Origin of the sequence: Bifidobacterium myosotis, assembly GCF_002259745.1 — a bacterium.
In the GTDB taxonomy this organism is placed as follows: domain Bacteria; phylum Actinomycetota; class Actinomycetes; order Actinomycetales; family Bifidobacteriaceae; genus Bifidobacterium; species Bifidobacterium myosotis.
Genome location: NZ_MWWW01000015.1, coordinates 54773 through 77118, shown reverse-complemented (window position 1 = coordinate 77118; position 22346 = coordinate 54773). Strand labels below are relative to the sequence as shown.

At 62.1% G+C, this 22346-nt stretch carries 16 protein-coding genes; 12 read left to right on the top strand and 4 right to left on the bottom strand.

Annotated features, from left to right (window positions below):
* Nucleotides 1–715: 715 nt before the first annotated feature.
* Nucleotides 716–1063: a phenylpyruvate tautomerase MIF-related protein gene (locus tag BMYO_RS07615; RefSeq protein ID WP_094667894.1), complete on the bottom strand. Its 348-nt coding sequence runs from the start codon at nt 1061–1063 to the stop codon at nt 716–718.
* A gap of 180 nt (nt 1064–1243) precedes the next feature.
* Between BMYO_RS07615 and BMYO_RS07610 the strand changes: the two genes are divergently transcribed.
* Nucleotides 1244–1780 (top strand): GtrA family protein, encoded by a 537-nt coding sequence (locus BMYO_RS07610; protein ID WP_140492484.1) that lies wholly within the window; start codon nt 1244–1246, stop codon nt 1778–1780.
* An 88-nt stretch (nt 1781–1868) separates the two neighbouring features.
* Here the strand turns inward: BMYO_RS07610 and BMYO_RS07605 are convergent, their stop codons facing one another.
* The gene (locus tag BMYO_RS07605; RefSeq protein ID WP_094667892.1) at nt 1869–3302 is read right to left on the bottom strand and encodes an MFS transporter; all 1434 of its coding nucleotides are present in this window, start codon (nt 3300–3302) and stop codon (nt 1869–1871) included.
* 345 nt (nt 3303–3647) lie between these two features.
* On the opposite strand from BMYO_RS07605, the gene BMYO_RS07600 reads away from it, so the two are divergent.
* The 4 genes from BMYO_RS07600 (at nt 3648) to BMYO_RS07585 (ending at nt 9889) form a co-directional block, all read left to right on the top strand.
* Nucleotides 3648–4307, top strand: coding sequence for a histidine phosphatase family protein (locus BMYO_RS07600; RefSeq protein ID WP_094667891.1), 660 nt, complete (start codon nt 3648–3650; stop codon nt 4305–4307).
* 284 nt (nt 4308–4591) lie between these two features.
* Nucleotides 4592–5554: a hypothetical protein gene (locus BMYO_RS07595; RefSeq protein ID WP_094667890.1), complete on the top strand. Its 963-nt coding sequence runs from the start codon at nt 4592–4594 to the stop codon at nt 5552–5554.
* Between the two features lie 642 nt (nt 5555–6196).
* A complete protein-coding gene (locus tag BMYO_RS07590) occupies nt 6197–8044 on the top strand; it encodes an ABC transporter ATP-binding protein (protein ID WP_169834092.1) in 1848 nt (615 codons plus the stop codon).
* Nucleotides 8045–8098: 54 nt separating this feature from the next.
* Nucleotides 8099–9889 (top strand): ABC transporter ATP-binding protein, encoded by a 1791-nt coding sequence (locus BMYO_RS07585; RefSeq protein WP_094667889.1) that lies wholly within the window; start codon nt 8099–8101, stop codon nt 9887–9889.
* 11 nt (nt 9890–9900) lie between these two features.
* Here BMYO_RS07585 and BMYO_RS07580 read toward each other — a convergent pair whose 3' ends face one another.
* A complete protein-coding gene (locus BMYO_RS07580) occupies nt 9901–10806 on the bottom strand; it encodes a helix-turn-helix domain-containing protein (protein WP_094667888.1) in 906 nt (301 codons plus the stop codon).
* Nucleotides 10807–11211: 405 nt separating this feature from the next.
* On the opposite strand from BMYO_RS07580, the gene BMYO_RS07575 reads away from it, so the two are divergent.
* From BMYO_RS07575 to BMYO_RS07555, 5 genes are all read left to right on the top strand, one after another.
* On the top strand, nt 11212–12315 hold the full coding sequence (locus BMYO_RS07575; protein WP_094667887.1) for a phosphotransferase enzyme family protein: 1104 nt from the start codon (nt 11212–11214) through the stop codon (nt 12313–12315).
* Nucleotides 12315–13988 (top strand): UDP-glucose--hexose-1-phosphate uridylyltransferase, encoded by a 1674-nt coding sequence (locus tag BMYO_RS07570; RefSeq protein WP_094667886.1) that lies wholly within the window; start codon nt 12315–12317, stop codon nt 13986–13988. Before BMYO_RS07575 ends, BMYO_RS07570 begins: the two co-directional genes overlap by 1 nt.
* A gap of 72 nt (nt 13989–14060) precedes the next feature.
* On the top strand, nt 14061–14873 hold the full coding sequence (gene nagB, locus BMYO_RS07565) for a glucosamine-6-phosphate deaminase (RefSeq protein WP_094667885.1): 813 nt from the start codon (nt 14061–14063) through the stop codon (nt 14871–14873).
* Nucleotides 14874–14914: 41 nt separating this feature from the next.
* Nucleotides 14915–16222: an N-acetylglucosamine-6-phosphate deacetylase gene (gene nagA, locus BMYO_RS07560; protein WP_094667884.1), complete on the top strand. Its 1308-nt coding sequence runs from the start codon at nt 14915–14917 to the stop codon at nt 16220–16222.
* Nucleotides 16223–16309: 87 nt separating this feature from the next.
* Nucleotides 16310–17212 (top strand): D-hexose-6-phosphate mutarotase, encoded by a 903-nt coding sequence (locus BMYO_RS07555; protein WP_094667899.1) that lies wholly within the window; start codon nt 16310–16312, stop codon nt 17210–17212.
* 405 nt (nt 17213–17617) lie between these two features.
* Here the strand turns inward: BMYO_RS07555 and BMYO_RS07550 are convergent, their stop codons facing one another.
* Nucleotides 17618–19507 carry a DUF4091 domain-containing protein gene (locus tag BMYO_RS07550; RefSeq protein ID WP_094667883.1) on the bottom strand — a complete coding sequence of 630 codons (1890 nt, stop codon included), beginning with the start codon at nt 19505–19507 and terminating at the stop codon, nt 17618–17620.
* Nucleotides 19508–19817: 310 nt separating this feature from the next.
* On the opposite strand from BMYO_RS07550, the gene BMYO_RS07545 reads away from it, so the two are divergent.
* A complete protein-coding gene (locus BMYO_RS07545) occupies nt 19818–20840 on the top strand; it encodes a LacI family DNA-binding transcriptional regulator (RefSeq protein ID WP_158216966.1) in 1023 nt (340 codons plus the stop codon).
* 194 nt (nt 20841–21034) lie between these two features.
* Nucleotides 21035–22345 (top strand): ABC transporter substrate-binding protein, encoded by a 1311-nt coding sequence (locus BMYO_RS07540; protein ID WP_094667881.1) that lies wholly within the window; start codon nt 21035–21037, stop codon nt 22343–22345.
* Nucleotide 22346: the final 1 nt, after the last annotated feature.

Sequence of the window (22346 nt, the reverse complement as noted above, 5' to 3'; positions counted from 1 at the left end):
CCACGGTCATAGCCACGACGCTTCCGCCCGCACCTCGAGCACCTGAGCATGCCCGCACGCGGACGCACCCGCACCTCGAGCACGGGTTCGGGGCGCATGGGACCATCGACGATGCAGACGTTCTCGACGACCATGCCTTTGACGTTGAGGAGCTGTTTGAATATGCTGTTCATCAGGCGCTTTTCGGTTGTGTTTTTCTTGGTCGATGAACATCCTAACCAAAAAGCGCTCTTCTCTTACCGGTTCAACGCCTCACCGGCAAACAACCACCCACGAAAACAGCAATAGCGCCATAAATGATGGAATCCGGGGTTTGACTGCTGCAATATCGGCGGTCAGACCCCGGATTTCTTGTATGGACAGCCCCTCGTAACGGAGAACGCCCGCTAAGGCGTATTGAGGTGAGGTAACTGGCTTGCAAGGGGTACATTCTTGCGTCTGCGGAATGGTATCTGCGTTGCAAGGGGTACCTGATACGGGAAACCCCGAGTATGACCGTTGATATTGCAGCGGTGATACTCGGGGTTTCGCTGTTGGGGTACCCCTTGCAACGCAGATAGATGTCGGGGGATGCGCCAATGTACCCCTTGCAACGGAGAAAGCCCCGCTGCAAGGGCGCCGGCTAGAAGTTGCCACCCTGAACCGTTAAGCGGGGAGCCCGGTGGGCTTCCCGTAGGTGAGGTGAGCGGCTGTGCCGCGAAGGGAATGGTGACGGTTAGAAGTTGCCGCCGTTCCAGCCCCAGTCGGTGGTGGCGGTGTATCGGATGTACGTGCGATCCTCGGGGATGCCGAGCGTGGAGTTCAGCGCGGCCATGATGGATTCGGTGAGCTTCTCCCAGGACGAGCTCGGCACGGAGCGACCGAACACGTTGACCTCCACGTAGGCGGCGGGCTTGTCGTCCGAGCCGCCGAAGTAGATCGGCATCTCGTCCTCGAACGGGCACATGAGCCAACCCTCCGACTTGCCGGGCACTGCGGTGATGGCCTTGCCGTAAGCGGCCTTCAGGGCTTCGCGCTGTTCAGGCGTGGTCTTGACGGAGACATGAGTGTGAATGACGGGCATGATTCCTCCTTGACGATGTGGAATGGCCTTGGCCTTACAGGGCCCAGTCTAGCGATTCGCGGCGGCTCGAGGTGCCGTCAGGCCAATTGCGAAGATTGCGGCGGAATCCAGCCAACGGACAGCCTACAGTCAGCCCGGTAGTGTTGAATAACCCACGTGAGAAAACTGATTGCGCAGCTTATGAAATTCGGCATCGTGGGTGTCATCGCCTTCATCATCGACTGGGGCATCCTGAACCTTCTGGTCGGTGTGTTCCACATGCACAACGTGATTGCCGCCACCATCTCCTTCATCATCTCGCTGATCTTCAATTATCTGGCGAGCATGAAGTTCGTGTTCAAGCACCGCGCCGACATGGCGCGCTGGATGGAGATCCTCATCTTCGTGGTGGGTGCGGTGATCGGTCTGTTCATGAACGACCTCATCATCTGGATTTCCACGTACGGCATGAACCGCGATGCCTTCGTCTCGCAGCATGCCGAGTATCTGCTGCGCACGAACGTGGGCAAGCTGATCGCCACGGCCGTGGTGATGGTTTGGAACTTCCTGATTCGCAAGTGGTTGCTGGACGATACTCACACCCATGCGATGAACCGCCTGCGCTCCGCCGAAAACAAGCTCAGTGCCGAAGAGCTCGAGGCCAAGTGGCAGAACAGCTTCTCCCACAAGCTCGGCGTCTGGTCGCTGGAGCATACGCCGAAGGGCTGGCCGAAGTAGTCTAGCCGTCAGCTGAAGATAAGCGAATATGCGAAGAGCCCGGTGCAAGCCGGGCTCTTCGTGTAATAAGATGCAACGCGCGTCCTGATCACACCGTCACTTCGGTCAGCGTCGGCTGCTCGGTGGAGCTCTTGATCTGCTTGAAGCCGATGAGCGCGATCGCCAGCGAGGTCAGCGCCAGCGTTGTGACCACCATGAAACCGCCGTGCGAGCCCATGCGGTCGATGAACTGCCCGGCGATCGCCGAGCCGGCGGAGGCTCCGATGGAGTTCATTGCGCCCATCCACGCCATGCCTTCGGTCAGACGGGACGGCGGCACCAGATGCAGCATGAGCTGGTTGCCGTTGATCCATGTGGGAGCCTGGCACACGCCGATGAGCAGGTAGATGATCATGATGACCCACAGATGCTTGGCGAACAGGAACGTGCCGATGCCGAGGTTCACCACCGCCAGGCAGAAGTAGAAGCGCTTCCACAGCGGGATGGCCCAGTTCTTGGCGCCGTACACCAGCGCGCCCATGAGCGAGCTGATCGAGAAGCACGCGAACACGAAGCCCGTGTATTGCTTCATGTTCGACTCGGTTGCGAACGCGATGATCGAGATGCCGGCGGCCGACTGGAACGCGCCGAGTCCGAACCAGGTGACGCACACCGCGATCAGGCCCGGTCCCCAGATCGACGCCTTCTTGCCCGAGCGCGCCTCGGCCACGGCGGCCTCGACGGCGGCCGTGATGTGCGCTTGGTCGGTCACGCCCTCGCGCGCCATGCGGCGACGGGCCTCCTCTGCGGCGGCCTCCACCTTCAACGCCTCGGCCTTGGCGGACTCGCGCTCGCGATACTCCTTGCGCGTGATGCCTTCGGCGCGCGCCAGTGCCGTCTGCGAGGGCGGCTCGGTGGTCAGTTCCGTGAGGAACATGAGCGCGCCCACCACCACGCATACGCCGGTGAACGAAAACGCCAGCAGGCCCGAGATCACGGCCAGCGTGGAGGCCAGCGGATTGCCCACCACCCACATGCATTCGTCAAGCACACCGCATAGCGACAGCGCGCGGTCGGTCCGTTCGCGGTCTCCCTTGAGGATTTTGGTCCAGCGGGCGCGGCTCATCGCGCCCCACGGCGGGATGGCCGCCAGGAACGGCGTCAGGCAGTACAGCACCCATTCCGGCGCGCGGTTGGTGATGGAGGTGGTCAGCGCGATGGCCGCCACGATCCACACGATGATCGTGGGGATGGAGACCTGACGCTGGCCGAACTTGTCCGTGAGCTTGCCGAGCAACGGCGTGGCCACGGCCAGCGCGATCGCCTGAATGGCGGTGAGCATGCCGGCCAGCGAATAGTTGCCGTAGTAGTACTGCACGGAGATCGTGATGGTCATGCCGACCATCGGGAACGGCATGCAGGCGATCACGCCGCCGATCGAATAACGTGCGGTGTGCGGGATGCGCAGCAGCTCGGCGTACCCACCAAAGACCTTGTGCCCGACTTCCTTGATGGCGGCCGTGACGGTGTTCGTATTGGACATAACAGCACTACGCTCCTTTCCGCTCCCGATTGGATGTCCCTCGCCGCCCTTGGCGTTGGCCGGCGAAGCCCTCATCGAATGATGTGTCTGTCCTGGGTGCGCAAAGTTTGCGTGGCTGTTCGCCGCTGTCGCATATTTGCGTCACCGCTACTCTATGTGTTGGCTTGGATTGACACGCGGTAATTAAGGATTATCGGTTGGGTTTTGCCTTGGGCGATACGGCGGCGATGCGCGGACAGCACCGTGGCGCAGCGGCGACGATAGGATAGAGGCTGCGCCATTGTTGATTGGTATTGCCGATGGCGCCGCAACTCTGCCTGGCAAATTCACGAAGGAGAGCCACCGATGACCGCAACCACCATCCACTTCGTCCGTCACGGCAAGGTGTACAACCCGGACCATCTGCTTTACGAGCGTCTGCCCGACTTCCATCTGTCTGAGGTGGGACGCCGCATGGCTCAGGCCACGGCCGCCTATCTGGCGGGCAACCCGCAGACCAACACCATCGCGGCCGTGTACTCGTCGCCGCTGGATCGTACGCGCGAGACCGCCGGCGCGATCCTCGACGCGCTCAACCGGGTGCGAGGGGAGCGCGGCGAGGAGCCGCTCGCGCTCACTACCGACGAGCGGGTGATCGAGGCCGGCAACGAGTTCCGGGGCAAGCGCATCGGCCACGGCGAGGGCGCGCTGTGGAAGAACGGCAACTGGAAGCTCGTCCTGAACCTGTACAAGCCCAGTTGGGGCGAGTCCTACGAGCACATCGCGGCGCGCATGGACGACTTCGCGCGCGAGAAGGTGGCGCAGCACCCCGGCCAGCAGATCGTGGTGGTCAGCCACGAGTCGCCGATCTGGTCCTACCGTCATTATCTGGAGACCGGCCATCCGGAGCACTGGATGTTCCTGCGGCACACCGCGCTCGCGTCCGTCACGTCCGTGACCTACGACAACGAGACCGGCCGTGTGATATCCATCACGTATGCGGACCCCGCAGCCGACGTGCAGTGACGGGTGCCGGCGGTTTCCTCGCGTTCCCCGGCGGGGAGCCGTGACCGCGAATCGGTGCGGATAAGGCGTCCGATGCGGCATCTCGCGGCTTGCCGGGGTCGCTTGCCGTGGCACCTGCCGCAACACCGTTGGCGAATTCGGCGCCCTCGGACCTGCTTCATGGACCGGCTCCTTGCCGAAGGAGCCGGGAATGCGTGAACGAACCACTGGTATGGCGCACTACAATCGTTGGAAGAACAGGCCGGCCCGCGGAGGGGCGAAAGGCTCGAGCAAAGGAGCATGATATGACCGTTGAACTGAATCGAGAGGCGATCGACCGCGTGGCGGCGCTGCCGGCGGTACGCGAGGCTGCGGAGACCGGAGCTCGGCTCATCGCCCTGTGGCCATTGACCGAAGCCATGCAGATGGACAACGACGCGAAGTACGCCGAGAACCTGCAGGTGCGCATCACCCGTGCGTTCGCCCGCATCCTGACCGGTGAGGACGTGACCGTGCCGGACGCCGAATTCGTCTACGAGGGCGCGGACGAGATTCCCGGCCGCCCGCAGTCGATTGTCGACACGCTGCTGGCCGCCAATGACGCGTACGACACGATGCTCGACTACTCCGAAACCGGCAACGCGGCGCTGGTCTTCGCCGCGGCTGAGGCGTTGGGCGTTGAATGGGATGACGGCGTGCGGTCCGAGATCCGCGCGGCCATCGATGCGGTCGAGCGGCATATCGAGGCTGATGCGGCTGACGAGGGCGCTGCCGGCGATGAGAGCGGCGACCATCTTGCCGGTTCGGCCGACCCCGCCGCCGTGGCCCATCGCTTCGCCACCGCGCTCGCCGTATGCGATGCGTTGCTGGCAGTGGCGGCTGCACATGTGCCGGGTGTCGGCGATGCCTCTGGGGCGCTCGATGACGTTGCGGCCCGCCGCGTGGCCGCCCAGTCGCTGCCGATTCTGCTGTACGTCAACGAACTGCGCGAACAGTGCGCCATCCCGCGCATCTGCCTGACCGATGGCCAGCTGCTGGAACTGGTCAAGGCCCGCGTAACCGCCGCCGATACGTTGGAAGCCACCGCCGAGCTCATCGCGCCGCTGGCCGGCGCCGAGTGGGCCAAGCACCGCGAGGACGTGCTGTGGGACCCCGCCGAAGCCAAGAAGAAGGCCAAGGAGGAGGACGAAAAGCGCAACAAGGAGGCGCTCGCCGCCAAGTTCGCGCACATCAAGGACGACCCCACCAAGGAGACCGTGGAGCTGTAAAAGGGATGTCGGTGACGAGCGACAACAGGCAGATATGATGCCGGCTGCAGATTGTCCCGCAATCCGGGCCGATTCCACCAAGGAAACTGCGGGGTTGTAGATGCTGTGGGGCTGTAGTGCTGTAGCCCCACGCATTCATCATTCATACATTCACAAGACTGTCGGTTCTCGCCGTATGACTGTCGGATTTCAACCGTTGACTGTCGGACCTTGACGCTTCAGTGTCGGATTTCGTACATATACAGTACGAAATCCGACAGTCATGCGTCGGGAACCGACACCGAACCGTCGGGAACCGACAGCCAAGTCAGTAGTCGAATGGCGTTCAGCCGCAATCGGTGAGTAATCAGCGCGAGTAGCAACGGCGGACGGGTCGGAGGTCGATTGTCTGCGCCGGTCGTCCCGGACGCCGGACGCCGGACACGCGCGGTGGTGGCCGGTTGCCATCATTGCGGGAGAGTCTAGACTGATATCTGTTTGTGAGACAATGCGTCTCGACGGTCGAAGGAGAGCGGTCGCGCGGGGTGAACGCGGGTGTCATGAATCGTGGCGGCGACGATTGCCGCGCGCAGTATGGGTGAAAGACAAGTGCTGCGCCAGACCACAAGCAAACACAATCCGAAGAACGTGGTGAATCTCCCGATGTACGTTAATCCGGACAAGAACAAGGATTCGGGCAATCTTCGCTGGATTTTGCCCTACTGCAAACCCGATCTGCCGCGCGTGGCGGGCGCCGTGGTGCTGTTCTGCGTGAACGATGCAATGGCGCTGACCATCCCCCTCATCACCGGCATGCTGGTCGATCAGGTCATCACCCAAGGCCATACCGAACGGCTCGTGCACCTATGCCTGCTGATGATTGCGCTGACCATCATTCGTGTGGGGTCGCGATATGGCTACCAGATGTGGATGGAACGGTTCGGCCAGAACTCCATCTACCGTTTGGTCTCCGACGAGTACGAGAAGCTGCATGAGCTCGACTTCACCTACTTCAACCACACGCGCACCGGCGACATCATGAGCAGACTGACCTCAGACACGGACGCGATCCGCCACTGTCTAAGCTGGGTGAGCTACCAGATCGTCGACTGCGTGGTCATGTTCGTGGGCGCGTTGTGCGTGATGTTCGTTATCGACTGGCGGCTTGCGCTTGCGCTGTCCTGCGTGACACCGTTCATCTTCCTGCTCACGCGCGGACTCTCCACGCACGCGCATCCGTTGTTCTACGCCATCCGCAACTCGCTCGCCTCCCTCAATTCGATGGTCGAGGAGAACATCGAAGGCAACCGCGTGGTCAAGGCGTTCGTGCGTGAGCCGTATGAGACCGAGAAGTTCGACGAGCGCAACGACGACTACATGCGTCGCAACATGGATTTGGCCTACAATTCGCGACGGTACATGCCTTGGCTCGACGGCCTCGGCTTCAGCCTTCAGCTCATTACGCTTGGGCTGGGCGGCTTCCTGGTGATTGAAGGGTACATGACCCTCGGCAATCTGGTGAGCTTCAACTCCTTTTTGTGGATGATCGACGGCCCGGTGCGACAATCCGGCTGGCTCATCAATGACTGGCAGCGATTCAACGCCAGTTGCATCAAAATCCGCAAGCTGCTTACCGCCCAGTCCCGCATCACCGAGAAGCCCGATGCGCGTGAGAGCGTCAAGCAGGCCGTGACCATCGCCGAGCAGGTGGGCGGTACTCATCCGCCGACCCCCGATCGCATCAGCGGCGAAGTCCGTTTCGACCACGTCAGTTTCGCCTTCCCGGACGATCCGGAGACGCCGATCCTCAAGGACATCGACTTCGCCATTCCCGCAGGCGCGAAACTCGGCATCCTGGGCGAGACCGGTGCCGGAAAGTCCACGCTTGTCAGCCTTATTTCGCGCTTTTACGATCCCACTCTCGGCCATGTGCTCATCGATGGCATCGACGCGCGTGACTGGCCGCTGACCACGCTGCGCTCGCAGGTGTGCATCGTGGCGCAGGACACATTCCTGTTCTCCGACACCATCGGCAGCAACATCGGTTTCGGCGCAGACGAGGACGCGGCGCGCGACGAACGCTACATCCAGCGTATGGCGCAGATCGCCGGCGCGGACAGCTTCATCCGATCGATGCCCGACGGCTACGACACCGTGGTCGGCGAACGCGGCGTGGGTCTGTCGGGCGGTCAGAAGCAGCGTCTCTCGCTGGCCCGTGCGCTTGCGGACGATCCGAGCATCCTCATCATGGATGACACCACGTCGGCCGTCGATATGGAGACTGAGGCCGAGATTCAGCGGCATCTGCGTGAGATGGACGGCAGCAAGACGATCATCACCATCGCGCACCGTATTTCGTCGGTCAAGGACTCCGACCTGATTCTGGTTCTGGAACATGGACGCATCGTCGAGCGTGGCACGCACGAGGAACTCGTCGCACGGCACGGACGCTACTGGGACATTTACCATAAGCAGCTCGGGCTGCAGTCCGGCGCATCGCAGGGCTTCTGAAAGCTTTCGGAAAAGTGCGACTCCCCGTCAGGGGTGGTCGAAAGGGATTACATCATGGCACAACGCAACACTTTCCGCGAGGATGAAGAACTCGAGGAGTCGATCAACCTCCACGATATCCTGCGCATCGGTACCTATCTCCGGCCGTATTTCGGCAAGGTGGCGCGTATCCTCGCAGTCGTCATCTTGATGAGCGGCATCATCGTGGTCGTGCCGTACCTGACCAAGATCATGATCGACGAGGCGATTCCGAACAAGGATTATGCGCTGCTTGGCATGCTCGCGGGTCTGTTCTTCGCGCTCATCGTGATTTACGAGCTGTGCTTGCGCTACCGTACGGTGGCCATCACCCGCGTGGGACAGATGATGCTCAAGGACATGCGGCGGGACATCTTCACCCACATCCAGACGCTGCCGTTCAGCTACTTTGATTCCCGTCCACACGGCAAAATCCTCATCCGCGTGGTCAACTATGTGAACACGCTGTCCGACACGCTGAGCTCCGGTCTGATCAACGTGATCTCCGACGTGTTCACGTTCATCATCACGCTGATCGTCATGTTCGTGATTGACTGGCGGCTCGCGTTGTGGAGCCTCATCCTGTTCCCGGCGCTCATGATCTGGGTGTACGTGCTGAAGGTCTTCCAGCGCCGCGCCTACCGCAGGCTCTCGAACAAGCAGTCGAACCTCAACGCCTACATCCACGAGTCCATCGCCGGCGTGAAGACCACGCAGACCTTCGCGCAGGAGAAGACCCAGTTCGACACCTTCCAAGAGCAGCAGGGGGACGTGCGTCGCGCGTGGATGAGGGCCGTGCACATCCAGTTCCTCATGTGGCCCGGCGTGGCCACGATCTCGATGATGACTATCGCGTTCATCTACTTTGTGGGCGTCACCCGCTTCGGCGGCGTGGATGTGACCGTAGGTGTGCTGATCGCGTTCGTCGGTTATGCGAACAATTTCTGGAACCCGGTCATCAACATCGCGAACTTCTACAATCAGCTCATCACCTGTTCGGCCTACCTCGAGCGCATTTTCGAGACATTGGACGTCAAGCCGGAGATTGAAGACAAGCCGGGTGCGAAGGACCTGCCGCAGATCGTCGGTCGCGTCGATTTCAACGATGTGGTGTTCCGCTATGAGGAGGGCGGCCGCAACATCCTCAATCTGGTCGATTTCCACGTCGAGCCGGGCCGGACCATCGCGCTTGTCGGCCCGACCGGCGCCGGCAAGACCACGATCGTGAGCCTGCTCTCCCGCTTCTACGATGTGTCGGAAGGCTCGGTGAAGATCGACGGCCACGACGTGCGCGACGTGACGCTCGAATCGCTGCGCCGGCAGATGGGCGTGATGCTGCAGGACACGTTCATCTTCTCCGGCAACGTGCGCGAGAACATCCGCTATGGCCGTCTCGACGCGACGGACGAGGAGATCGAGGCTGCGGCGAAGGCGGTGCATGCGCACGAGTTCATCATGGAGTTGCCGGATGGCTACGACACCGTGGTGGAGGAACGCGGCTCCACCCTGTCGGCCGGTCAGCGCCAGCTCATCGCGTTCGCGCGAGTGTTGCTCGCCGATCCGCGCATCCTGATCTTGGACGAGGCGACCTCGAACATCGACACCCGTACCGAGGAGGCGCTGCAGGCTGGCCTGCGGCATCTGCTTGAAGGGCGCACGAGCTTCATCATCGCCCACCGGCTGTCTACAATCGAGAACGCGGACCAGATCTTCTACATCGACCATGGCCAGATCGTGGAGCACGGCACGCATGCGGAGCTGCTGGCGGCAAAGGGTGCGTATTACCGCCTGTACGAGTCGCAGTACGCGATGATTCGCGCGCAGTGATCTTGCGTGCGTCACGCGCGGACTGGCGTTGTGCGAGACGACCTGCGCGCCGGACCGCGTGATGAGCCGCGGAACGTCAGGGGCGTGACACCGAAGCGCTTCTTGAACGACGCGCAGAAGGCGCTGGTGGAGGAGAAGCCGCAGGCGGCGCAGATCTCCTTCAGCGTCGCATCGCCGGTCACGAGCATGTACTTCGCCGCGTGCATGCGCGCGTTGACGATGTACGTGTGCGGGGTGTATCCGGTCACCTGGCGGAACACGCGGATGTAGTAGTACTCGCTCATCAGCGCCATCGCCGCGAGCTGGGCCACCGGCAGCGACTCGTTCAGATGCGTGGCGATGTACGAGAGCGTCTCCTCGATGGCATGCTGGTTGTACGGCGCTCCGGCGCGCTGTTCGGCGTCGTCGTGCGCGGTCAGACATTCGGTGAGGATTTCGGTGATGGCCAGCGACATGCGTGCCTCGTTCACCTTGCGCTCCTCGCCGAAAGTGTCGTAGATCATGCGGAACCGGCTGATGGCGTAGGTGGCGCGCTTCAGCGTGACGACGGTGCCCAGCTCGCCGTGGATTGCCTTGAAGTAGTCGTGGGCGAGCCGCCCGTCGAAGTGCATCCATAGCAGCGTGCAGTCCGTCTCCGCCTGCGCTTGGTAGACGTTCGGTTCATGGCAGTCGAGCAGCACGAGGTCGCCGGTGTTCGCCGTGGATCGTCGGCCGTTGACGGTGAAGGTGAATGTGCCGCTGTAGACCGCCATGAGGATGAAGCTGTCGAACGAGCCACGATTGAGCCAGTAGCCCTTGAGGTAGCGGTACAGTCCGATGCGCGTGGGGTAGAGGAACATACGCATCGCGTTGCGGCTCGGCACATACACGAAGTAATGCGAGACCGCCGAGTCCACATGATGTTCGACCGGTGTCATGGCTGCTCCTTTCTGGTGCCGTCTCTTGTTTCTTTTGCTGCCTTGCTCGCTTCGCTCCCCTTCGCTCCATTGCTCCCCTCGAGCATATCAAAAAATTGTCCTGATAATAATGGAAATTGTGCTGACTGGGCAGCGTAATCCAATCACATGAATCATCGAAACCCTTGTCATTCCAAGGATTTCACACTTCCGTGAGACCAAAGCGTCTTGTAGGGCCTGTGTTTGAATAGCAGTGGATGACATCCAAGGATTGTCGTAGGCGAAGAAGTCGGCGGTGGTTCTTGGCTGGGTCGCCGATCGGCCCGTTCGATTCGGACGGCCGATGCGACAGAACATAACGCAACACGGCACACACAACATACGCGGACGGCGCGGACCGCAACGCGCACATGAAGGAAGGAACCCATGGCAACCATCGATAACGAGCTCGCCGCCGTAGCGGACCTGTTCCAGCTGGAAGGCGAGGTCGAGAGCATCGAACCGTACGGCGACGGTCATATCAACGTCACCTATCTGCTGGTCACGAACCAGCGCCGGTACATCCTGCAGAAGATGAACACGAGCATCTTCCCGGACACCAAGAACCTCATGCGCAACATCGAGCTCGTCACCGAGTTCCTGCGCGAGCGCGGCCAGGAGACGCTCGACATCATTCCCACCAAGGACGGCCGCACCTACGCCGACATCGCGTCCGGCGCGTGGCGGGTATACGGCTTCATCGAGCACACGGTCTACTACAGCCTCGTGCCGAATGCGGATGTGTTCCGCGAGTCCGGCGCGGCGTTCGGCGAGTTCCAGCAGACACTCGCCGAGTTCGACGCTTCGCAGTTGACCGAGCCCATCGCCCACTTCCACGACACCCCGCATCGTTTCGCCGACTTCAAGGCCGCGCTCGCCGAGGACAAGCTCGGCCGCGCCGCCACCTGCCAGCCGGAGATCGACTTCTTCCTGAAGCACGAGAATCAGTACGCCGCGGTGACGGACGGGCTCGCCGACGGTTCCATCCCGCTGCGCGTGACTCACAACGACACCAAGCTCAACAACATCCTGATGGACGCCGAAACCGGCAAGGCCCGCGCAATCATCGACCTCGACACCATCATGCCGGGCTCCATGCTCTACGACTTCGGTGACTCCATCCGCTTCGGCGCCTCCACCGCGCTCGAGGACGAGAAGGACCTCGACAAGGTGCACTTCAGCACCGAGTACTTCCGCGCGTACGCCGAGGGCTTCATCGGCGCCGTGCACGAGAGCGTCACGCCGCGCGAGGCCGAGCTGTTCGCGTTTGCCGGCAACCTGATGACCATGGAATGCGGCATGCGCTTCCTCGCCGACTATCTGGCCGGCGACACGTACTTCGCCACCAAGTACCCCGAGCACAATCTGGTGCGCGCCCGTACGCAGATCAAGCTGGTGCAGGAGATGGAAGCCAAGGCCGGCGAGATCCGCGCCATCGTGGACGAAGTGCTGGACGGTGCCGGTGCCGGAGAAGCAGGGGAGGGGCGCTGATGACCGAGACAACCGCCGCCTCCGCTGAGGCTGTGCCCGCTGGCGACCGTTCCGCGCTCGCCGCCGTGTACGCTTCGATCGACGCGCTAGTTGACTTCGCCGTGCGCAACCTCGACCTCGACCCGCGCGACGCCGACTGGACGCGCAACAACATCTTCGCCTTGTTCGGGCTGGATTCCTACGGTGCCCAGTCGGGTTCGCCCGTGGCGGCCGTCGGTGAAGCCGCGCAGTCCGATTCCGGTACTGGCGCCGATTCCGATTCCGGCATCAACCCCGATTCCGGCACCAACCCCGATTCCAACGCCGACTTCGCCTACCCTGACGCCCTGCTGGCCGACTTCCGCGCCGCAGCCGCCGCGGCCGGGCTGTTCGAGGCGGAGGAGGGGCCGGTGTATGCGGACATCATCATGGGCCTGCTCTCCCAACGGCCCTCCTATGTGGAGGACCGGTTCACCGTCATCGAACTCGACGGAAAGACCGACGGGAAGACCGACGGGGAGACCGGCGGGGAATCCGGCGGCATGACCGCCATGCACTGGTTCTACCGCTACTGCGTGGCCAACAACTACGTCAAGAAGGCCGTGCTCGACAAGAACCCGCGTTTCGACTCGCACGGGCTGGTCATCACCATCAACCTCGCCAAGCCTGAATTCAAGAACATGAAGAAGGCCGCCGCCGGCAACTCGGTGGCCGGTGGATACCCGAAGTGCACGATCTGCCACGAAAACGAGGGCTTCGCCGGGCGCAACAAGCGCACTCTGCGAACCATCCCGGTCACGCTTGGCGGCGAGCCGTGGTTCTGGCAGTTCTCCCCATACGGCTACTTTCGCCAGCATGGCATCTGCGTGAACACGCAGCACACGCCGATGCATGTGGACCGCGCCACGTTTGTCCATCTGCTCGACTTCGTGGACCGTTTCCCCGGCTACTTCCTCGGCTGCAACGCCGCTTTGCCGCGCATCGGTGGCTCGGTGCTCGCCCACGACCACTATCAGGGCGGCGGCGAGCTGCTGCCGATGCATAAGGCCGCCGCGTGGGCCACGTTCGCCGTGCCCGACTTCCCGGACACCGTGGTCGAGATCCTCGACTGGCCCGGCACCGCCGTGCGCGTGGTCTCGCCATCGCGCGAGCACATCGTGGAGGTGTCCGACCGCATCCGCGAGGCATGGGTGAACTACGACGATCCGCAGCAGGGCATCGCCAGCCACGACGCGGACGGCAACCGCCAGTCGGCCCTCTCGCCGAGCGCCATCGTCACCGGCCGTGGTTACGAGATGAGCCTGATCTTCCGCAACAACGCGGTGAGTGAGGAATACCCCGAGGGCATCTTCCACGCGCATCCCGAGTTCTGGCCTATCAAGCAGGAGCCGATCGGACTCATCGAGGCGCAGGGCCTGTTCATCCTCCCCGGCCGTTTGGTCGATCAGCTTGGCAGGCTCGAGGCGGCACTCGCGGCCGGCGAACCACTGCCGGAGGATTGCGCGGAATTCCACCGCCAGTGGGATGAGATCTCGGCCAAGCTGGACGGCGCGCGCGACCCGGAGACGATTCATGCCGCCGTCGAGGACGAACTCGGCAGCGTGTGCGAACGTATCCTCGGCAATACCGCCGTCTTCAAGGACAAGCACACCACCGCCCAGTTCCTCAGGAACCTCGGCATGGTGCTCCGGTAATCGCAAACGTATCCCATCACATACATCAATCCACGTATCAATCACAGTCATCACAACGGAAAGGAATTGATTATGGCTGAAGTGATCATCGTGAAGGATCAGGAGGAGGCCGGCCAGATTTATGGTCGTGCGGTGGCTGATCTTATCAAGTCGAAGCCGGATGCGGTGTTGGGTTTGGCCACGGGTTCGAGCCCGTTGGCCGCCTACCGGGCGCTGGCGCGGATCGTGCGTGACGAGTCGATTGACGTGTCGCGTGTGCGTGGTTTCGCGTTGGATGAGTATCTGGGATTGCCGTTGGATCATCCGCAGTCGTATCATTCGACGATTCACCGCACGGTGGTCGAGCCGTTGGGTCTGGACCCGGAGAAGGTGCATGTGCCGGGCGATATCCTGGATGGCGCCCCGTTGGAGGATGGCGAGCGGATCGCGTTGGCTGGTCCTGCCTATGATCGTGCGATCGAGGCGGCTGGCGGCATCGATGTGCAGATTCTGGGCATCGGCACGGACGGGCATATCGGGTTCAACGAGCCGGGTTCGTCGTTGGCGTCGGGTACGCGTGTGAAGACGTTGGCGGAGCAGACGCGCATCGACAACGCGCGCTTCTTCGATGACGACATCAACCAGGTGCCGACACATTGCATCACGCAGGGCATCGGCACGGTGCTGAAGGCCCGTCATCTGGTGCTGCTGGCGTTCGGTTCGGGCAAGGCGGAGGCGATCGAGGAGACGGTGGAGGGCGGTGTGTCCGCGTTCTGCCCGGCGTCCGCGCTGCAGCTGCACCCGCATGCGACGATCATCGTGGACGAGGAGGCGGCCTCGCGTCTGCGTCACAAGGACTACTACCGGTACGCGTACGCGCACAAGCCGGCCTGGCAGGGCATCTGACCGGTCGGGACTCGGGGTCTGGATGTGAAGGAGCATGGCGTATGACGGTTGAGGATAGGCGGGCGGTCGTCGCCCGGGTGACGACGGCGTTGGAGGGCGCGGCCAAGCCGGTCGCGATCCGTGGGGCGCGCAAGGTGGATGCGCGTGGCGTGCGTTCGGGCTGGTGGGTCGTGTCGGATGCGCGTGGCGTGATCGTCGCCTCGGGTTCGGCGGGCGTGGATGGTTCGGGTGAGGAGGCGTTCGAGCACGCGTGCCGTTCGGCGGGCATCGATCCGGCCGCGCATGGTGCGGTGATCGACGCGGGCGGCCGCATCCTGACGCCCGGCTACGTGGACATCCACGCGCACGGCGCGTGGGAGCGGAGCTTCGACGACGGGCCGGAGGGCATCGACGTGGCGCGTGCCGGCCACGCGGTGCACGGCACCACGCGTCAGGTGCTGTCCCTGATCACGAACCCGGTGGACGTGATGTGCCGCAACATCCGCGCGGTGCGCGAGCGGATGGCCACGGGCCGTCCGGACATCCTCGGCTGCCACTTGGAGGGCCCGTTCCTGGCCCTGGCCCGCAAGGGCGCGCACGACCCGGCCTGCCTGAGGGACCCGGTCCCGGAGCTCGTGGACGCGTTGCTGGACGCGTCGGGCGCCGACCCTGCGGCCGGCCGTCCGGGCTGCATCCGGCAGATCACCATCGCCCCCGAGTACGAGCACGGGATCGACGCGATCGGCCGGTTCGCGGCCGCGGGCGTGGTGCCGGCGGTGGGCCACTGCGACGCGGACTACGCGGCCGCGAGGGCCGGTTTCGACGCGGGCGCGCGCATCATGACCCACATGTTCAACGCGATGAACGGGCTCAAACACCGCGAACCGGGGCCGATCCCGGCCGCGGTCGAGGACCCGCGCGTCACGATCGAGCTGATCAACGACGGCTTCCATGTGCAGGACCCGATGGTCCGGCTCGGTTTCGGGCTGGCGCCCCACCGCGTCGCGTTCGTCACGGACGCGATGGCCGCGACCGGATGCCCGGACGGCGCGTACAAGCTCGGCGAACTCGACGTGAACGTGGTCGACGGGCACGCGCGCCTGGTCTCCAACGGCGCGATCGCCGGCTCCACGCTCACCTTGGAGGTCGCGGTCCGACGCGCGGTCAACGAACTCGGATTCGCGCCCGCCGACGCCGTCGAGGCCGCCACCCTGACCCCGGCCCGCGTGTTCGGCTTCGACCGGCCCAACCCCGTCACCGGCGCCCCGCTCGGCCTGATCGCCCCCGGATACGCCGCCGACCTCAACCTCCTCGACCCCACCGACTGGATCGTCCAACACGTCTGGTGCGCCGGACGACAGCTCAGGTAACGGTTCAGGTACCTGCTCAGTCGCATGCTCAGGTACCGGGAATCCATAATCCATCCGCCGAGTTCACGTTTGCTTTCCGAGGTCATCATGCCTGATTTCGTCATCCGCACCCTGTCCAATGCCGGCGGCACTGCGGCCATCAGCGATTACGGCGCCCATCTTCTTCGGTGGGCGCCTGCCGGCCAGCCGGACGTCATCTGGACGCCGTCCACTTGGCGCTTCGAGGATGGCCGTCCCCTTGGGGGAGGCGTACCCATCTGCTTCCCGTGGTTTGGCCCCGGATATGCACACGGCCGTCAGACCGCGAAAAGCTCGATCCACGGGTTCGCCCGGCGCTCGTGGTGGCGTCTCGATTCCGACTCGTCCGCCGGAGGTCAGTCTGTTGGAGACCAGTCCGCCGGCAGCTGCATACGGTATGTGCTGGAGCCTGCCGATGCGCCGGCCGGTGAGGTCCCGTGGCTGGATGACGAGCCGAATCCGCGATTCCGCGCCGTCTACGACGTGACGCTGCAAGCCCGCTCGCTCACGATGGCTCTGACCGTCGCCAACACTGGAGAGGGGCCGCTCACCTTCGAGGCTGCGCTGCACTCGTATCTGCATGTCGGTGACCTTGACGGAGCTCGACTGCGCGGACTCGAAGGCAGCACGTATCTGGATGCCACAATCGCCGGTTTCCCGCCGAAAACGCAGGCCGACGAGGACGTGACGTTTGGCGATTCAGCCGTCGATCGCGTCTATTACTCGGATCGTCCGCTGGAACTGCACGACGCTGTACTCGGCCGGACCATCCGAATCGACAAGTCCGGCTCCCCTCAGACCGTGGTGTGGAATCCCGGCAGGACGGGCGGCGAGGCGCTCGCCAACACCCGTCCCGGTGCCGGCGAATGGCGCGGTTTCGTGGCCGTCGAGGCCGCCATCTGCCGCGACAAGGCCGTCACCCTCGCCCCCGACGCCTCCCACACCCTCGCCCAGACCCTGACCGTGGCATGAGTGGCAGCGCTACCTTTCGGTCGCAGTCATCAGCAATGTTGCGGCATGCTCTCGAAGCCACTGACGCAGATACGGGATGGTGTAGTCCACATATCTGTATGAGGATGCATAAATAAAACCTTTTCTATCTTTGTATATCTTTTTCTAAGTTTTCATATCTTGGGAATGGGGCGCATCTCGAGGGCGCCTACAGCTCCTGTGGGGCACGGTTTTCTGCCTCATGTTCTCTGCCTCATTGCAGTGCGATATGAGGCAGAAAACATGACGGTGATGCAGAAAGTGGCGGCGCGGCTGTGCCGTCGCACGGTGCCGGTGCTGCCGAGCTGGCTTTGTTTATCCTTTCATATCCTTTTTAATCCTTTTCTAAGTTCAGTAGGCCAGAACCGATGGGTGTTGCAACCGGTGCTATTCAGCCAACGCTCCGAGCAGTTGCCGGTATGCGCGGTCGAACGCCGCCTCATCGTCGCTGTAGTCGGTGTTGGAACGGAAGACTTGGGCGATAAGCCGATTGTGCAGCTCCGGATTGCGTTCCCGCAACTGGCGCAACAGTTCCAGATCTTCGGTGCCACGGCGTTCGGCCTCCAGCCGCATGCTCAGCCATGGCCCGTCATTGCCTGGGTACACGATGAACGCGTCGCCGCATGGGAAGTTCGTGCCCAGTCCGGTCGGATTATGGCAGCTCGTTGCCTGGAACGGATTCATCCCCTCGGGGAACTGGTTGAATCCCCAGTGCAGGAATCCGGAGAGACGATTGTATTCGAATCCCCAGAACAACAGTCGTGAATGGATGACCTTCTGATCAAGGAACCGGTTGAGCCAGTGGCCTTCCGGCTCACAGCACACGTAGTTCCACACCTCATCTCCCAGCTCGCGCATGCGCTCGAATGAGCGTTGTTCGGCTTCGTAACCGCTGGTGGTCGGAATCCAGACGTCGAGCCCGCCACGGAAGGAGTCCGTTTTGATTGCCTCCAACACCCGTGCATCGGGAAGATGCTTTTTCAGCATCGCCACGGCCATGTAGTACTGCCTGCGTCGTGCGGCAAGCACGCCCTCGCTGGGGCAGTGGACGTCGGGCTCGTCGTGGATGTGCACCAGAACATGACGCTGCCAGCCGTGTCGTTGTAGGAACGCTGCTAGTGCGGCCAGATAGGCGGTGGTGATGTCATACCCTTGTGTCGATTCGAACGGCACGTTGGGCGCCATCGCACAGGTGAAGGCATCGGTGAGCATATTCGGCATGCCATCCGGTTTGAATCCGCGCGACAGCAGCGGGCCGATTTCCAGAGTGGTCATGCCCGCCGCGAAGAACCGTTCGATAATCGGGGTTAGATATTCGAAATCGAAGGTGTACGGTTCGCGACTTGTCACGCATGTCTGGTCAATCTCGATGAAGAAAGTGTCCTGCCGGGTGCGGCGCATGGCTTCAATGTATTGGTCGAGCACTTCCAGGAATCGCGGTGAGCCCATGTCCGCGTGATGCATCCGCGAGATTGCTGGCAATGAGAACCAATTGGAAACGTGGAATCGTTCGGGTGGGATGATGACGTTTACCACGGTGATGTCCAAGGCGATGGACCACGGGTCGTTATTTTGCGCGCTCGTTTCGACGGTCAGTTCCAGACGATATCGCCCGGGTGTGATGCCGGGATTCGGCTGCAGTGTAAGGTAGAGGGCGGCGCGGTCGTCGATGACGGGGACTGCGACGGTGTGCATGGACTGTGCCGTCGCGTTTGGGGTCGCATGCACGTTTTGGTCTGTTTGGACGGATGGCAGTATTGGCGTGGCCTTGGAGTTTTGGCCGGATAGGCCGTTTCGGCTATCGTCGCTGTCGTGTGGTCGCCGGGATTCGCGGCCGTTTCCGCCCGCCGACGTAATCGGCCGAAGGCAGTCGTACACCTTGAACGGGGCCTTTCGGATGGCGTATTCCGGTCTGGCGTCGGGCAGTGTCACCATGTCGCCGCCTTGGGTCTGTCCGTCGCCGGTGTTGTATTCGACCGGCACCGCAATCATGTGGAACCATTCGACGGAGAACCCCTCGCCGGTGAGTTGGAAACGGACTGTATCGTCGTGCCGATCTGGGGTTTCCGCTCCAGCTGGGTTTTCGGTTTCACGATGATTGTCGGTATGGGCGCGATTCTCGACATCATGCGGTTTATCGACCGCGACGACGACCTGCACTCCGGGCCTTCCGTTCAGGGCGGTGGTGATGTCGATGTGTGTGGGCAGCGCTCCGGGCTCTTGGTCCGGAAACAGAAATTCCTCGTATGCGGTGGCATACCCCGTGGGCTGTGCCATGATGATGCTCCTTTGTGGCGTGGCCGACCGATTGCCGTGGCGGTGCAAGATCGGCGGTGATATTGCTGCCTATAAAATGATGACGTCATCATAACTATAGTCCTAGTTTGAGGAGAACAACAGGGTGTCGCGTGTTTGCACGCTTTGCTACAGTTTGATGTTGACGTCATCAGATTTTCTTGAGAGTCGTCGCCTTTGGTGGCGAAGATGCCATGTGCGGCGTGCCGGTCTGCGGAATCGAGGGATCGCAGTATCGATGGATAGTGGTCTGATAGACAGCGTAATAAGCGGCGATCAAGGAGTGCAAGACATGTCGGGGTCCGTCAAGAAGACCGTGTCCATCATCGATGTGGCCAAGTTGGCCGGGGTTTCGCAGCAGACGGTCTCGCGTGTGGCCAACGGCAGCGATCTGGTCAAGGAGACCACCCGGCGCAAGGTCCGTGCGGCGATGAAGGAGCTTGGATATACGCCGAACCTGCAGGCGCGCGCGTTGCGTGTCGGGCGCTCGAAAATGATTGGCATGGTCGTCAAGTTCTACCGCAACAACGATTTGGCCGATGTGCTGGAGGGCGTCTCCAGGCAGGTTTCCAAGCTGGGCTATGGCATCATGATGATTCCTGTGGACAACGACGCATCCGAAACGCTGTCCGGGAACGCGCGGTACATTTTGAGTCTCAACCTGGACGGCATGATCGTTTTCTCGGACGACGACATATCGGATGAGTCCGCCGAGGAACTGTCGCATATTCCCACGGTGGTGATGGGCGCATTGACACGGTTCCCGGCTTGGTGGTCGTACGTGGACATGCTTGAGGGGCGCATCAGCGAACTGGTGGTAGATCACCTGCTTTCGCTGGGGCATCGTACGGTCTGTCATATTGCAGGCCCGCTCTCGTTCCCTGCGTCTGTACGCCGCGTGGAGGCGTGGCGCGCCGCGCTCGAAAGGCATGGCGCGCCGGTGCCGCAGTATGTGGAATCGGAGGATTGGATGCCGGACGAGGGGTATCGAGCCGCGGTGCGGCTGCTGGATATGTATCCGGACTGCACTGCGGTGTTCGCGTCGGATGACGCCATCGCCAGTGGTGCCATGAAGGCGTGCCGCGAGCGTGGACTTGAGATTTCGCGTGACGTGTCCATCGTCGGTGTGGATGACGTGTTGGGGTACTTCGTGCCTGGCAACGTGCTGACGTCCGTGCGCAGGGATTTCGTGGCTGCCGGCTCCGGGGCCGTGCGTCTGTTGCTGTCGATGATGAAGGATGCCGACAAGCGCGGCAGCAGGCTGGAGGTGGTGCCCGAGCTGGTCATGCACGGCTCGACGGCGAAATACCGCTGAATGCGTGTGCGGGTCGGAGTATAAGGCGATTGCGTAACAATAAAATGGTGACGTCAACACGCCCGAAATGTTGACGTCACCAAAAAATACCTATACGATAACAATCGTTGTTCATAATGCGATGATGACGTCGCCATAATGATTCCTCTCAACATCGAGCGGGAACCGTGAACAGGAAGAGAAAGGACCTTCCCATGAACATCAACAAATCGATGAAGTCGGCGGCCGCCCTAGCGGTGGCGGCATCCATGCTCGTGGTCACTGCATGCGGTTCGACGTCCGATTCCGGTTCCGGTGATTCCGCGGCTCCCGCGGATGGCAAGGTCAAACTGACCTTCACCGGCTGGGTGCCTGGCATCGAGGAGGCCGTGGATCTGTGGAACAAGGAGAACCCGGACATCCAGGTCGAGTTCAAGCGCATCGCTAGCGACGCCCGCAAGAACTACTCCACGCAAATCGATGCCGGCACGTCCGGGGACATCCTGCAGATGCCGGCCTTCGACATGGTCGATTATGTGATCGATGGCCAGATTCAGGACATCAGCCAGTATGTTTCCGACGACAAGGACCTGTTCACCGACGGTGCATGGTCCACGGCGGTGCTCGGAGACGGCATTTACGGTGTCCCGCAGGACTCCGCTCCCACCGCGTTCATGTACCGTAAGGATATCTTCGAGAAGTACGGCGTCGAGGTACCGAAGACGTGGGATGAGTACCTGGATGCGGCCCGCAAGCTGCACGCAGCGGATCCGAACGTATATATCGCGGCGTTCACTCCCAACGACACCGCTCCGTTTGAGACCGACTTCCTGCAGTACGGAGGTTCATGGTTCAAGACCGATGGTGACTCTTGGAAGGTGACGCTGGACAGCGAGGCGAACCAGAAGGTCGCCGAACGCTACCAGACCCTGCTTGATGAAGGACTGGTCAAACCGGTCGAGATCTTCACGCCGGAGTTCTGGACCGCGGTCAACAACGGAGAAATCGCATCCTTCAATTACCTCGCTTGGTTCACCACGATTCTCAAAGAGAATGCGCCCGACCTGTCCGGCAAGTGGGCCATCTCCCAAGCCATCTCCGATGACGGCAACGGTCCCTGGAGCGACGATGGTGGTGGCATCAACGTGGTGACCAAGAACTGCAAGTACCCGGAGCAGGCCGCCAAGTTCATCGTGTGGCTCAATTCCGACCCCGATTCACTCGAAGTGCTGATCGGCAAGGGAGGCCTGTTCCCCGCCGCCAAGGCCGGATTCGAGAGCGAAGCCATGTCGGCCCCGAGCGACTACTTCTCCGGCCAGCCCATCTATGACGAATTCATCAAGTCCGCGAATAACCTGAACTCCGACGGTGGCATCAATGGTCCGGCCATCACCGCTGGTCAAACGGCCCTGCAGGAGGAGTTCGCCAAGGTTGTCAATGGCGATGAGACCTTCAAGGAAGCCCTGACCAACGCCGCTGCGAAGCTGAAGAAGGCCGCGGCCGACAAGGGCCTGAACGTGAAGTGAT